Source organism: Streptomyces sp. CB01881, assembly GCF_002953255.1.
Lineage (GTDB): Bacteria > Actinomycetota > Actinomycetes > Streptomycetales > Streptomycetaceae > Kitasatospora.
The window spans coordinates 6,382,889-6,396,464 of the sequence record NZ_CP026498.1 but is presented as its reverse complement, the minus strand read 5'-3'; the positions used below and the strand labels follow the sequence as shown (position 1 = coordinate 6,396,464).

Annotated in this window: 15 protein-coding genes; all 15 read left to right on the top strand. The window is 71.3% G+C overall.

Annotated features, from left to right (window positions below; all coding sequences use genetic code 11):
* Nucleotides 1-6 precede the first annotated feature (6 nt).
* The 15 genes from C2142_RS17615 (at nt 7) to folE (ending at nt 13,576) form a co-directional block, all read left to right on the top strand.
* Nucleotides 7-3,444 carry a hypothetical protein gene (locus tag C2142_RS17615; protein ID WP_148643528.1) on the top strand — a complete coding sequence of 1,146 codons (3,438 nt, stop codon included), beginning with the start codon at nt 7-9 and terminating at the stop codon, nt 3,442-3,444.
* 14 nt (nt 3,445-3,458) lie between these two features.
* Nucleotides 3,459-4,169 carry a hypothetical protein gene (locus tag C2142_RS17610; protein ID WP_148643527.1) on the top strand — a complete coding sequence of 237 codons (711 nt, stop codon included), beginning with the start codon at nt 3,459-3,461 and terminating at the stop codon, nt 4,167-4,169.
* A gap of 208 nt (nt 4,170-4,377) precedes the next feature.
* Entirely contained in the window at nt 4,378-4,596 is a 219-nt protein-coding gene (locus C2142_RS17605; RefSeq protein ID WP_148643526.1) for a hypothetical protein, read from the top strand.
* A 118-nt stretch (nt 4,597-4,714) separates the two neighbouring features.
* Nucleotides 4,715-4,867 (top strand): hypothetical protein, encoded by a 153-nt coding sequence (locus tag C2142_RS17600; protein WP_194235787.1) that lies wholly within the window; start codon nt 4,715-4,717, stop codon nt 4,865-4,867.
* A gap of 138 nt (nt 4,868-5,005) precedes the next feature.
* Nucleotides 5,006-5,317 carry a hypothetical protein gene (locus tag C2142_RS17595; protein ID WP_148643524.1) on the top strand — a complete coding sequence of 104 codons (312 nt, stop codon included), beginning with the start codon at nt 5,006-5,008 and terminating at the stop codon, nt 5,315-5,317.
* A gap of 304 nt (nt 5,318-5,621) precedes the next feature.
* Entirely contained in the window at nt 5,622-6,881 is a 1,260-nt protein-coding gene (locus C2142_RS17590; RefSeq protein ID WP_148643523.1) for a recombinase RecT, read from the top strand.
* An 82-nt stretch (nt 6,882-6,963) separates the two neighbouring features.
* Complete coding sequence (locus C2142_RS17585) at nt 6,964-8,220, top strand: hypothetical protein (RefSeq protein WP_148643522.1); 1,257 nt, start codon at nt 6,964-6,966, stop codon at nt 8,218-8,220.
* A gap of 151 nt (nt 8,221-8,371) precedes the next feature.
* A complete protein-coding gene (locus C2142_RS17580) occupies nt 8,372-8,644 on the top strand; it encodes a hypothetical protein (protein WP_148643521.1) in 273 nt (90 codons plus the stop codon).
* 69 nt (nt 8,645-8,713) lie between these two features.
* Complete coding sequence (locus C2142_RS17575; RefSeq protein ID WP_148643520.1) at nt 8,714-9,559, top strand: hypothetical protein; 846 nt, start codon at nt 8,714-8,716, stop codon at nt 9,557-9,559.
* Nucleotides 9,556-10,461, top strand: a complete 906-nt coding sequence (locus C2142_RS17570; RefSeq protein WP_148643519.1) for a hypothetical protein — start codon at nt 9,556-9,558, stop codon at nt 10,459-10,461. The genes C2142_RS17575 and C2142_RS17570 overlap by 4 nt, the downstream gene beginning before the upstream one ends.
* The gene (locus C2142_RS17565; protein WP_148643518.1) at nt 10,458-11,390 is read left to right on the top strand and encodes a hypothetical protein; all 933 of its coding nucleotides are present in this window, start codon (nt 10,458-10,460) and stop codon (nt 11,388-11,390) included. The genes C2142_RS17570 and C2142_RS17565 overlap by 4 nt, the downstream gene beginning before the upstream one ends.
* Nucleotides 11,387-11,758 (top strand): hypothetical protein, encoded by a 372-nt coding sequence (locus C2142_RS17560; protein ID WP_148643517.1) that lies wholly within the window; start codon nt 11,387-11,389, stop codon nt 11,756-11,758. The genes C2142_RS17565 and C2142_RS17560 overlap by 4 nt, the downstream gene beginning before the upstream one ends.
* Nucleotides 11,755-12,255 carry a 6-carboxytetrahydropterin synthase gene (locus tag C2142_RS17555; protein ID WP_241002642.1) on the top strand — a complete coding sequence of 167 codons (501 nt, stop codon included), beginning with the start codon at nt 11,755-11,757 and terminating at the stop codon, nt 12,253-12,255. The genes C2142_RS17560 and C2142_RS17555 overlap by 4 nt, the downstream gene beginning before the upstream one ends.
* Nucleotides 12,252-12,983, top strand: coding sequence for a 7-carboxy-7-deazaguanine synthase QueE (locus tag C2142_RS17550; protein WP_148643516.1), 732 nt, complete (start codon nt 12,252-12,254; stop codon nt 12,981-12,983). The genes C2142_RS17555 and C2142_RS17550 overlap by 4 nt, the downstream gene beginning before the upstream one ends.
* Nucleotides 12,980-13,576, top strand: a complete 597-nt coding sequence (folE, locus tag C2142_RS17545; protein WP_148643515.1) for a GTP cyclohydrolase I — start codon at nt 12,980-12,982, stop codon at nt 13,574-13,576. The genes C2142_RS17550 and folE overlap by 4 nt, the downstream gene beginning before the upstream one ends.

Genomic DNA, 13,576 nt, shown 5'->3' with positions numbered 1-13,576 from the left:
ACCACTGTGGCCATCCACCTGCGCGTCTACAGCCCGAGCGGGCCCCTGCTCGGGCTGCTGCCCTACCCGAGCGGCCTGAAGGTCCAGTCCGAGCACAACGGGCCCGGAGCCCTCACCTTCTCCTACGCCCGCAACGCCCCCGGTGCCGCGCTGCTGTCCGGCGACGACCCGCGGATCGCGCTCGTCATCGACGGCACCGAACGGCCGGAGCGATATCTCCTCGAGGACGACGGCGACGACCCGGCCGACGGGGGCGGCGAGGCCCGCCCCGTCCAGGTCGGCTGCCGGGGATCCCTCGCCCTGCTGGAGCGTGCCCTGATCTACCCCGCCGGGCACACCCCCGGCGCGCCGGTCATCGGCCTCGACCCGCACTTCCCGTTCGTCAACGCCAGCCCTGGCGCGATCCTCGCCACCCTGCTGCAGCGCGCCCAGGCTCGCGGCGCGCTGCCCGAGGTCACCTGGGACTTCACCTCCGCCACCGACAGCGCCGGGCGGCCCTGGCCCACCACCTACACCGCGCAGTACGACGCCGGCGGCGATCTAATCAAGACCGTGCAGGCCATCACCGGCGCTGGCTGGGCCGACGTACGGATGGAGGGCTACCGGCTGCGCGCCTACGTGCCCGACACGGTCTGCGCCACCGACCACCCCGGCATCGTGCTCTACCTGGGCCGGGACGTCCTCAAGGGGCCCCGGCAGCGCTCCCGCCGCACCGTCCGCTCGCACCTCCTGGCCGCCGGCGACGGAGGCGCCCTGGCCGAGGTCGTCGACGCCACCGCGGCCGCCCGGTTCGGCCGCCGCGAGGCGTTCGACGGGCGCGGAGGCATCACCGACGCCGCTACCCTCGCCGAGCTGGCCCGCGTCACCCTCGGCGGTATGACCTCGGCCGCCGAGGGCTTCACCATCGAACTCGACCCGGCCGCCACCCAGCACCGCCCGGGCATCGACTACCAGCCCGGCGACTACATCCGCTACGACCAGCGGCGCACCGACCCGGCCACCCTGGAGCCGCTGCGGGTGCGGACCATCGCCACCACCTACGACGAGGGCGGCCATCCCACCAGCAGCCTCGAACTCAACGACGTGTTCGTGGAGCAGCGCATCCGCATCCAGCGGCGCCTGGACGCCCTCACCAACGGCGCCGCATCCGCCTCCCGCACCCCGCTGCCGCCGCTCGGCGACCGCAACGACACGGTGGCACCCAAAGCGCCGGCCGCCGTCCTGGTCGGCTCCTGGGCCTACCTGGACTCCGAAGGCCAGCAGCATGCGGCCCTGGCCGTGTCCTGGCCGAAGGTCACCGACAACGCCGACGGCACTGTGTACGACGACGCCGGGAACTACTACGTCTCGTACCTGCTGCCCGGCCTGCCCATCGGCGGCCAGACCCCGCAGTGGTCGCCCGAGCAGGCCGTGAACGGCACCGTCGCGCACTACGACCAGCTGCCCGCGGGCCAGCGCGTCCAGGCCCGCGTGCGCACCGTCGATGCCTCCGGGAACTCCTCCGGCTGGCAGCTGTCCGAGGAGATCATCCTCGCCACCGACACCACACCGCCGCCCGTCCCGTCCAAGCCCATCCTCGCCCGACTGATCGGCGGCATCCGCGCCACCTGGGACGGGCGCGGCGCCCAGGGCGAGACAATGCCCGCCGACTTCGCGGCCCTCGAGGTCCACGCCTCCACCGCCGCCGGCTTCACCCCCACCGCCGCGACCGTGGTCGACCGGCTGACCGGCGCAGCCGCCGCACCGGTCACCGGCCTGAGCTACGGCACCACCTACTACCTCAAGTTCCGGGCCGTCGACAGGGCAGGCAACGCCTCCTCGCCATCCGCCGAAGTCTCCGCCATCCCCGACATGGTGATCGGCTCCGACCTCGCCGACAAGATTCTCACCGCGGGCAAGTGGGCGGACGTCGAGCGCGCCAGCCTCCAGACCTCCTTCTTCACCGGTTTCGCCTCCGACGACCCGCGGTGGGTGAAGACCTCCGGCGATGCCGGCGCCACGTGGAGCACCGCCGCCCGGCCGGACGCCCCCACCGGCGCCCGCGCCCTCGTCGCCTCCAAGGTGCTGCGCCTGGAGTGGTCCGAGAACCTGCTCCTCGACCCGGCGGTCCTGTACCGCATGTCCGTGCGCGTCCGGCAGACCGCTGGCACCGCCTGCAAGATCACCGCCGGCCTCACCGGGATCGCCGCCGACGGCCTCACCCGGATCAACACCGCCGGCACCAATGCGGTAGACCTGCCGTTCGCCGTCGCCGCCAACGCCACGCCTCTCAGCCCCGGAGGCGGCTGGGTCACCCTCACCGGCTTCCTTAAGGGCTACGGCCCCGCCGCAGGCCCCTTCTGGACCACCCAGCCCGACCCGCAGAAACCCGCCAGCCTCCACCCCAACGTCCGCTACGTCCGGCCGCACCTGCTGCTCAACGTGGACGGCGGCACCCCCTCGGTCACCGAGGTCGACATGCTCACCCTGGAGGCCCTGGAGTTCCCTGCCAACATCATCGGCGCCGTCCAGATCGCCGACGCCACCATCGTCGGCGCGAAGATCGCGCTCGCGACGATCCAGGACGCGAACATCGGCACCGTCTCCGCTAGCAAGCTGACAGTTGGCCAGCTCAAAGCCGACGTCACAGTCTCCGCCCGCATCAAGACAGCCGAGAGTGGCGCGAGGGTTGAGCTGAACTCCGGAGGAATCGGTGCGTGGAATGCGGCTGGCGTCCAGACCGTCGCCATCGCCGCAGGCGACGGCTCAGTGAAGATCGTCGGCGGCCTGTCGAGTGGCGTCAGCGGCCAGCGAATCGAGATCAACCCCGGCGGCGGCCTGCCGGAGATCCGCTTCTTCCCCACCAGCGGTGACAACTACGCCTTCATCAACGCAGTCGGCGGTGGCAGTGGCGGCGCCTACATCGGCCTGAACAGCGGCACCTTCAAACTTCGCGACCAGGACTCCGCCTTCCGCCTCTACCTGACCGACTACGTATCCACCCTGGAAACCATCCGCACCGACACTCAGGAGCCCTGGGGCGGCGCCGTACGGATGGCCGCCGAGGGCGCCTCGATCGTCTACCTCACACAGAACACCCTGCACGGCTACGCCTACGCCACCGAGCGGGGAGCCTGGATCGGCCGGCGCAACGACGACGGCTCCAGCAGCGAGATCTGGATCGACAACGCCGCCGTGCAGTACCGCGGGACCTGGCCGAACTACTGGTACGCCGAACCCGACTACGGGCTGTGCACCGGCACAGTGCAGATGAACAACTGGGCAGCGATGGCACTCGCCTACGGGCCGACGATGAACTCCGACATGGTGCCCATCGTCACGCTCCGCGACTCTCACGCCCTGCGGAAATGGCAGGTCGTCGCCAATTCCCGAACCGGCTTCACCGTCAGCCTCGAATCCGCCAGCCCCGACGGAAGCGCAGGCTTCTGGTCCTTCCGCATCTGACGAGAGAGCAGACCATGCCCGTTGAACGCTACGAGATCACCGATGTCACCCAGATCCGCATTGGGTCCACAGATTGCTGGCAGGTGAGGCAGCGCAGGCCGGACGGCGAGCACCACGTGACCGTCTTCCCGGCTTCGACCCTGGAATGGCGAGCAGCTGAGTACGACGTCGACCACACCACTCCGGAGGGCCTGGCGAGCATCCTCGACATGGTGCTGCACGAGCCCTTCCTGCCGGACCCAATCGAGCATCGATCGCAGGACCCCGCGGCCGCCAAGGGCCTGACCGCCCCGTCCACCCAAGCGATGCACGGCCTGGCCATCGGCGACGACGCCCCGATCACCCTCCACAACGCACCCGACCGGGCAACGGCGCGCGCCGCCCACCTCGAGCGAATCGAGCAAGCCAAGCGCACACGCGTCCACGTCGTCACCCCCGCCCACCGGCTGGGCAAGACCAGCAGCGGCCAGGCCGCGGCGCGGCCAGCACCCGACCCGCTGGCGGTGATCCGCACCGCCCACGGCATCACGGCCGAAGGCGTCGCCGCGAAGACCGCCCTCGTCGAGCAAGCCCGTCAGCAACTGGCGGCCAACATCACCGGCACCCCGCCCCCGGCTCGCGGCCCTGCCAGCTTCCCCGAGACCTTCACCACCACCATGTGGGACGCTGCCGTGCCCCGACGCGACCAAGCCCACCAAGCGAGCAGCGGAGAACCCTCGGCATGAGCCAGCCGCCGACCCACGAGGAGCTGAACCACCTCCTCGGACACGCTGAGAGCCGGCGACTTAGCCCTGTGGAGGCCGCCCTTCTGCGCGCCGGCGTCCGGCACCTTCGCGAACAGGCTCAGATCCTCGCCACGCAGCGGACCTGCCGCTGCGACCCGGACTGCCCCACCAACACAGTGCCCCCAGGACCGTGAAGGAGACGCCCTCCATGAACCACACTGCCGAGCCGATCACCGTCGACGCTGAGCCGTACATCGCCCGCCTCGGCGCCCAGCTGACCGAGGCATGGGGCAAGGCCCAAGCCGAGCTTGCGCTCGCCCGCGAGGAGAACGCCGTCCGGGCCGCCCGCGAAGCCGCCAAGGACCAGCGGATCACGGAGCTCGAGGCCGCTCTCGCCGAGCTGCAGAACACCTCGACGCGACCCTAAGCACCGCAGCGTCCTACCGTCCCCGGCTGTGGAACGGCCCCCGGACGGCCAGCAGGAACCCGCTGGCCGACGACCCCGACGGAGGACCAGATGGCGCGAGATCACCGGGCTGAGGACGGTGCGGGACCTGGTCCTGTTCGTCCTCGGCATGGCCGTGATCGTCCGGGAGGTGTGGACGCCTCCGGCGGACCCCAGCGTGATCGTCACCGGCCTGACCCTGGCCGGCTTGCCCGCCGCGCTGTCAAGAGACGAGCGGCCACCCCGGGAGTAGTCACACCAGCCAGCATCCTGGCCCGCTACCGGTTCACCAGCCGCTACCTGGCCGGCGCAGCCCTCGCCCTGGTCGCCACCTGGCCCCTATGACCGCCAAATCCGACCCGCACACCACCAGCACCCGGGAGAGACAACCGTGAACGACCTCCTCAACGACACCGAGGCGTGGGGCCTGCTGCTCGGCGCCATCACGCCCTGGGCCACCGCCTTCATCCAGCAGCCGCACTGGACCAAGCCGGTACGCGCCGTGGTCGGCGCCGTGGCCTCCGCCATCGTCGGCATCGTCACCGTGCTGGCCCGTGGTGACATCGCGCACGCCCAGACCGCACTGACCACCGTGGCGCTGGCCGTCGTGGCGTCCAAGACGTTCTACGACGGCCTGTGGCAGCACGCCGGGGCCGGTGCACTGGAGCGGGCTACCGCTCCGGACCGCCGTTCCGGTTGGTGATCGACCTTCGGCTGGCGCCGGCCGTACCCTAGAGTGAAGATGTGACCGCCGGGCCGACCGGCCTCGTGCTCTGGCAACCAACCCTTCGGGGCTGTCTCCTATCAGGGGAGCGCGAGAATCCGGGCGGGATTCGCACCCCGCTGGCCCGGCGGCCACTCTTCCTAATCTCCAGTCTCCGCAGCCGATTTGGCCACGTGGTGAGGTGTTCCCACGGGCGTCCCCGGAGCGGGAGGGTAGACGCAGGCAGCCACACCGGGGCCTGCGAACCCCGGTGCCGCCACGGAGATAAGGAAGGCACCTCACGGTGACAACTACCCAGCAGGACAAGCCTGCTGCCGTCCGGCAGGATGCGCCGGCCCCGCCCGAGCCGATCACGCCGCTGAACGACAACCGTGCCGAGATGGCGATCCAGACCGCCGACCAGGTCTTGGAGATCACCGCCGATCAGCGGTTCTGGACCAAGGCGCAGCGATCGGCCCTGGCCTCGATCGGACTTGCGAACGCGCCCACCCACGAGCAGGTCGCGTTCTTCCACATCTGCAAGAGCACAGGCCTGGACCCGTTCCGCCGCGAGATCTACTACATCGGGCGCACCCGCAAGGTGTACAACAAGCCCGACGAGCTGATCTACACCGCCCAGACCGGCATCGACGGGTTCCGGCACATCGGCCAGCGCACCAAGCGCTTCATCCGCCGCCAGGGCCCGTTCTGGACCGGTCCCGAGGACGACCCGAAGTGGTGGGTCGAGGGCGAGGACGGCATCAACCGCCGCCGGTGGGTCGACGTCTGGCTCGGCGAGGAGCACCCCGCCGCCGCCATGTGTCGCATCGAGCACTACAGCATCGCGGGCGACCGGACAGTCTCCCAGGCTGTCGCCCTGTTCAAGGAGTTCGCCGTCACCAAGGACGAGTGGACCAATGACGCGTTCGGCGAGGGGCGGAGGACCGGTAACAAGGTCCTCTCCGGGCTCTGGCCGGGGATGGGCACCCACATGATCGGCAAGGTGGCCGAGGCTCAGGCATGGCGTGTCGCGTTCCCCCGCGAGCTGACCGGCATCTACGAGCACGACGAGATGGGCCGCGCGGACGCGGAACAGCGAGAGCTTGCCCGCGAAGAAGGCGCAGCGCGCCGACGCGCTGCCCGCTCGGAGGCGTCCCAGCCTGGCCCGGTGATCATCCGTGGCACCGTGGTGGAGAGCACGACGGAGGGCAGCGGGGCAGAGCCCGAGCAGGGCGGTGACCAGCAGCCGAGTCCATCGCAGGATGACGCCGCTGGGCCGCCGACACTCGATGAGCTTCGCGCGGAGTTGCGCGCCTACGCGGCTGCCCTCGGCAGGAACGTCACCCAGGTCACCCGGCGCTGGCGCGAATCCAACGGCAAGAACACCACCGAGGCCACACCCGAAGAGCTGAGCCAGCTCCTCGACGGGCTTCGAGACCATGTCGTCGCCGCACTTCGCGAATACAACGACGACGCCGCGCAGTACCTCGCCGCTGGCGGCATGCTCGTTCGCCAGAACCCCGACCACCGCGCGTGGGGTCGCCGCGCCGCCGATCAGGCCTGAGCGCCACCACCTACCCGCAGGCCGGCCAGTCGCCTCGCGCGGCTGGCCGGCCTGCCCACCTTCGGGAATCACCTTGGACCCCTTGCTCATCCAGCGTGCCCGCGAACTCGCAGCCGCTGCCACCACCATCGGCCCCCGCATGCTGCCCTGCCGCTGCGGCGCCCCTCGCCATGTCCACCGGGGTAGGAAACGCTCCGGCGGCCACGCCCCAACCGCCTGCGGAAGGTACCGCCGCGATCTGGCCGACCTCCTGCGGGAACGCGCCCAAGCCGGCACCGGGCGCAGCCTCGGACAGGACCTTGCTGAGTACGACCGCACACGTCGGCGTAGCCGTCGCGCTCCCCGGCCGAAGGGGCACTGGTCGATCGGGGCCTCCGACACGACGTCCTGCCGCAGGGCCATCTGGTACCGGGAGAACCCGCCCCCCGGCTACACCCCGGCGCCCACCGACCGGCGCGCGGCCACCGCCGGGATCCTCATCCACGACTCGGTCGCCGCACGGCGCCGAGTGCTCTACCCATGGCGGCTGTACGAGCAGCGCGTCACCCTGCCGGGACTCGACCGGCCGAGCCGCTACGACGAGTACGACCCGATCACCGGCATCTTGTACGACTTCAAGACCGCCGGAGACTGGCAGTGGTCCCAGGTCGGCGAGAAGGGCCCGGCCGAGGAGGTCTGGGACCAAGCGCAGCTCTACGCCCTCGCCCTGGTCCTGGCAGGCGAGTTGGTCCGGGAGGTGCGGATCATCTACTTCGAGCGCAAGAGCGGTGCCGACGAGGAGTTCGCGAGGCCCTACGACGAGAACGCAGCCAGGCGCGCGCTGGCCCGGCTGACCGCCATAGCCACGGCCCTCGACCTCGGCACCGAGCTGCCACGCGACCGGCCCGGCCCGAGCAACGACCCGATCTGCCGGCGGTACTGCCCAGCCCGCATCCACTGCTGGAACATGCAGGAAGCCGCATCGGCGGGCCGGTCCCCGGAGTCGTACACGCTCATCGGGGACCGAGCCGACATCGAGTGGGCGTTGGCGGACTACGACCGGCACCGGGCCGCGAAGTCCGACGCCGACAAGCAGCAGTCCATCGCCAAGACCCTGCTGCAGGGCGTGCCCTACGGCACCTACGGCGAGTACGAGTACGTCCGGACGGGCGGGCGTCTCAAGGACCCGGAGCCGGACCTGACGGCCCGCGTGCGGCAGCTGGAGGCGTTCTGGGACAACCCGCCCGGTGAGCGTCCCTCCCTCGACGAGCTGGACTACCCGACGAAGCGGGTCCAGACCGCCGGCCGCGACGAGGTGCGGCGCGTGCGGGCCGCGAAGCGCGGCAGCAAGAGCGCGTAAGGCCGCCAAACGCGGCACGCGCCGTAGGCGGCGCGCTGCACGGCCGTGGCGGGCCTGGGCCGCATCTCCGGCACCAGGCTCGCCGCGACCTCACCGGTCGAGCTTTTTAACGTCCATGTTCATCAAGAGAGTTGAAGGGATCTACATCGTCATGACCAGCTCTGGATCTTCGGCTGACCCGTCCGCCTCCGCCTGGTTCGCCTCCCGTCCCGCGCTGCCGGCTGGGACGCCCGCCGTCCCGGTCGTCGTCCCGGTGGCGGCACCCGTTGCAACGATTGGCGGCCCGCGCGAGGCCGGCACGCCGATCTACGACTCGCTCGTGGCGGCCTACGGCGACCCGTTCAGCCGCCAGGGCCCCACCCGGGCCCGCCTCCCCCGCGTCGAGCAGGGCACCCACGCCCCGGACCGCGCCGAGGAGAGCTGAACCCTCACCGGCCGTCGGGCAGTTAGGTCGACGTGACCTAACGGGGGAGGCCGCCTAGGTTCCCCGCTCATGGTTGCCCCCCGCTACATCGACTACATGCCGCTGGACGACATCCAGCCCGCCACGCGGAACCCGAAAGGGCACGACGACGGCGGGCTGGACCTGTCTGTCGAGCAGTTCGACTTCACCGAGCCCGGTCTCCTCGATGAGCGCACCGGGCGCCTGGTGGCCGGCCACGGCCGCTACGAGACCCTCGTCCGCCGCCGAGACGCCGGGAAGGACGCGCCGGAGGGCGTAGTTGTCACTGAGGACGGCGTCTGGACGGTCCCGGTGGTGCGGGGCTGGGCCTCGCGCGATGACGCGCACGCCGAGGCGTACCTCATCGCCTCCAACCATCTGACCACCCGCGGGGGATGGGACGACGCTGGCCTGGCGGACATGCTGTCGAGCCTGGAAGCGGTGGACGCCGACCTGTTCGCCGCCACCGGGTTCGATCACGGCCAGCTCGATGCTCTCCTCGCCGACCTCGACTCCGGGGAAGCCGCCCGCGCGGACGTCGGCGAGGAGGAGGCGGACAGCGAGCCGGACCAGCCCACCCGCGGTGACCTGCTCGCCCTGGCTGGCGTGACCGTGGGCGAACCGGAGCACCAGGTCGAGAAGGGCCAGGTCTGGGAGCTGGGCGAGCATCGCCTCGTGGTCGCCGAGGTCTTCGACGGATGGCCGCGCTGGTCGCCGCTGCTCATCGACGACAGCCTGTTCCTTCCCTACCCCACCCCGCTCGCCCCGTTCGCCGACCGCGCGATGGGCCGCCGACTGGTCATGGTCCAGCCGGAGCGCTACCTCGCGGGCCACCTCCTCGACAAGTGGGCGCGGATCAGCGGGCAGGAGCCCCTGCTCGTGGAAGACGAGTCGTGACGACGGTCCTGCCGACCGCCGGGGGAACCTTCGACCCGCACGAGGGGCCGATCTACTTCACCGCCGGCGGAGGGGAGTACAACGCCGGCCCGTACGTCCTGACCGCGGTCAACGAGCTGATGGGTGACGCCGAGGAGCAGCGGCTGCGCGGCCTCCTGGACGCCGGGAACCGGGTGCTCCTCGACTCGGGCATCTTCTGGCTGACCAACCGGCACCGGCGCGCGCACGGGGTGTCGATGGACGAGGCCCTGGCGCTGCCGCCCGAGAGCATCGACGGCTTCGAGGAGCTGCGCGACCGGTACGTCTACCTGGCTCGGACCTACGGGGACTGGCTGTGGGGGTACATCGAGCTGGATCAGGGCGGCCTCGTGCACAAGCGGGCGCAGCGCGCCTCGCTCCAGGACATGGGCCTCTCCCCGATTCCGGTCTATCACCCGCTGGTGGACGGCTGGGACTACTTCGATGAGCTCGCATCCCAGCACGACCGGATCTGTGTCGGCAACGTCGTCCAGGCATCGGCCCCGGTCAGGCTGCGCATCCTGCACACCCTGTGGGAGCGGCGCCGCAGTTATCCACACCTGTGGATACACGCGCTCGGCCTCACCGCCAATGAGTGGTGCCTGCCCCTCGCGCCGGACTCCTGCGACTCCTCCTCCTGGCTCGCCCCGCTGCGCTGGAACCACCAGCGCATCGAGACCGCCCTGCTGCGCCGCGTCGGCAACCTGCCCGCCGGCTTCCGGTACGCGCCCGGCGACACCGCCTCCTACGAGGCCGCCGCGCGCATCTGCGCGGACGCGGCCACCGCCCTCGGCCGCTGCTGGCACCACGCGGCGCACCGCATCGAGGAGCTGACCGGCAGCCCGACCCCCGCCCGCCTCGACCGAGAGGAGACGCTCCGATGAGCCCCCGCACCCGTCCCCCCGCCATCCGGCAGACCGGCGGCGGCGCCTTCGACAAGGACGAGCGGCACATCTACTTCGCCGCGGGCGACTCCGAGCACTACCCCCGCCATGTCCTGCTCGCCACCAACGACCTGCTGACCGCCGGCCATGAACGTCGCCTCGTCGCGCTCCTGGACGCCAGCCACCAGGTCCTGCTGGACAGCGGGATCTTCTGGCTCACCAACCGGCACAAGCGCGCCCACCCCGGCGTGACGATGGACGAGGCACTGCGCCTGGCCCCCGAGGAGATCGACGGCTTCGAGGAGCTGTACACCCGGTACGTCGAGCTGGTGCAGCGCCACGGCGACCGGCTGTGGGGCTACATCGAGCTGGACCAGGGCGGCCGGGACAACAAGATCCGCACCCGCGCCCGGCTGGAGGGCGAAGGGCTCGCCCCGATCCCGGTCTACCACCCGCTGGTGGACGGCTGGGACTACTTCGACGAGCTGGCGCAGCAGTACGACCGGATCTGCTTCGGCAACGTCGTCCAGGCCCCCACCCCGGTGCGGCTGAGGCTCATGCACACCCTGTGGGAGCGGCACCGCCAGTACCCCGACCTGTGGGTCCACGTGCTCGGCCTGACCGTCAACGAGTGGTGCTTGGCCGTACCGCCGGACTCCTGCGACTCCTCCACCTGGCTCGGCCCGCTGCGCTGGCCCGACGTCCGCGTCGACTCCGCCCTGCTGCGCAAGGTCGGCGTCATCGACCGCGGGTTCAGCTACGACCTCGACCAGCCGGCACACCCGACACGAGGACGTACGGCCTGCTGCCTCATGTGCGCGCAGACCGTCGAGGCCACCACCACCGTGTGGAGTCTCGCGCGGACCACCAGGGAGCAGCTGCTCGGCCAGCAGTCCTACCCGCCCATCACCGACAAGGAGACACCATGATCACGACCCCCGGCGGGGCGACCGCGACCGTGTGGGCGGAGGTCCGGCTGCCGGGCTTCCACCACTGGCCGGCCGCTCCCGAGCACCGCCTCTACCTGCGCGCCCGGCACCGCCACCTGTTCCACATCCGCGCCAGCGTCCACGTGGGCCACGACGACCGCGACACCGAGTTCCACGACCTGGCCGATCACATCCGGGCCTGGTGGGGCCCCGGCGACCGCGAGTGCGGCCCCGCCTCGTGCGAGGCCTTGGCCCGCACCCTCGCCGAGCACCTGACCGCGATGGGCCTGCGCCTGGACGAGGTGGCCGTCTCCGAGGACGGAGAGGCCGGCGCCGTCATCCGTCTGCCGAAGGAGGACAAGGCGTGAGCGACAACAGCGCCCTCACCGTGCGGCACGCCGTCACCGTGCGGCACAACTTCGAGACCGCCCACCGGCTCCCGCACCTCGCAGGGAAATGCGAGAACCTGCACGGCCACAGCTGGTGGGCCGAGATCACCGTCACCTCGCCCAACCTCGCTGCGGGCACCGTCGTGGAGTTCGGAGGGTTCAAGCGGGCCCTGCGCGAGTGGATCGACACGTTCCTCGACCACGGCGCCATGCTCGGCCACACCGACCCGCTAGCGCCCATCCTCGCCGGACACGGCAGCAAGCTGTTCCGGTTCGGCGCGGACGACCCGACCGAGCAGGAGCGGCACGCCGCCGACCTCGGCTGGCCGAGCGTCGAAGCCGTCGCCGAGCTCCTGAGCCGGGTCGCCACCGACGCCCTGCACACCCTGCCCAGGGCCGCCGGCGCCGTCGTCTCCCACGTGCGCGTGTCCGAGACAGCGGTCAACGCCGCCTCGTGGACGGCGGCGCAGCAGTGAGCGCACTCGTCCTGCCGGCCAGTCTGCCCGTGGTGGAGACGTTCGGCCCCACCGTGCAGGGAGAGGGCCCGTCCGCCGGGCGGCTCGCCCTGTTCCTGCGGCTCGGCGGCTGCAACCTTCGCTGCACCTGGTGCGACACCCCGTACTCGTGGGACGCCAAGCGGTTCGACCTGCGCAAGGAGATCACCCGCGTCCCCGTCGTCGACCTCGCCGAGTGGGTCGCCGCGCACCCGCACGCCCTCGTGGTCATCACCGGCGGAGAGACCCTGCTGCACCAGAAGACCGACGGCTGGCGGTCGTGGATGGCGGTACTGCGCCACACAACTCGCCGGGTCGAGGTCGAGACGAACGGCACCCTCGTGCCCCAGCCGGTCACCCTCGGCGTGCCGCGGCTGACCTTCAACGTCAGCCCGAAGCTGGCCAACGCCGGCGACGACGAGGACCGGCGGATCGTCCCCGAGGCGCTGGCGGCGTTCGCGGAGCTCTCCCACCGCGACCGGGCCCGCTTCAAGTTCGTCGCCACCGGCCCGGACGACCTCGAGGAGATCGCCGCCCTGGTCGAGCGGTTCCATATCCCCCCGCACGCCGTGTGGGTGATGCCGGAAGGCACCACCGCCGAGCGCACCACCAACGTGGCGCGCTCCCTGGCCGAGCACGTGATCGGCCAGAGCTGGAATCTGTCGATGCGGCAGCACGTGCTGCTGTGGCCTGGAGAGCGCAACCGATGACACCCACCCTTCCCGACGGCATCGACCTGGACGCTGCCACCGATCACGCCGCCGGCCTGCTCGCCGCCCTCGGCATCCCGTGCGACAGCGAGTCCACCGCCGACACGCCTCGCCGCATGGCGAAGGCCCTCGCCGAGCTGACCAGCGGCGTCCACCTCGACCCGGCCCGGCACCTGAAGGTGACCTTCCCGCCCGAGGACGAGCGGCCCGGCATCATCGCCGCCGTCCACGTGCCGTTCGTGGCGCTGTGCGAGCACCACGTCCTGCCGTTCCCCGGGCGGGCGACGGTCGCCTACCTGCCCAAGCCCGGCGCCCGGATCGTGGGCCTGTCGAAGCTGGCCCGCCTCGCCCAGGAGTACGCCGCCCGTCCGCAGGTGCAAGAGCGCCTCGGCCGGCAGGTGGTGGAAGCCCTCGACTCCCACCTGGACGTCCAGGGCGCAGCGTGCCTGATCCGCTCCCAGCACGCCTGCATGACCCTGCGCGGCGCCCGGGCGCACGACGCGGCCATGGTCACCACCCACCTCACCGGGCTGCTGGACACCGACCTGGCCCGTCGCGCTGAAGTCCTCGCCCTGATGCCGTCACCGTCCTGA

Coding starts and splice junctions, on each gene's coding strand:
- C2142_RS17610 (WP_148643527.1), top strand. CDS start 3,459: ATGCCCGTTGAACGCTACGAGATCACCGATGTCACCCAGATCCGCATT.
- C2142_RS17605 (WP_148643526.1), top strand. CDS start 4,378: ATGAACCACACTGCCGAGCCGATCACCGTCGACGCTGAGCCGTACATC.
- C2142_RS17580 (WP_148643521.1), top strand. CDS start 8,372: ATGACCAGCTCTGGATCTTCGGCTGACCCGTCCGCCTCCGCCTGGTTC.
- C2142_RS17575 (WP_148643520.1), top strand. CDS start 8,714: ATGGTTGCCCCCCGCTACATCGACTACATGCCGCTGGACGACATCCAG.
- C2142_RS17565 (WP_148643518.1), top strand. CDS start 10,458: ATGAGCCCCCGCACCCGTCCCCCCGCCATCCGGCAGACCGGCGGCGGC.
- C2142_RS17560 (WP_148643517.1), top strand. CDS start 11,387: ATGATCACGACCCCCGGCGGGGCGACCGCGACCGTGTGGGCGGAGGTC.
- folE (WP_148643515.1), top strand. CDS start 12,980: ATGACACCCACCCTTCCCGACGGCATCGACCTGGACGCTGCCACCGAT.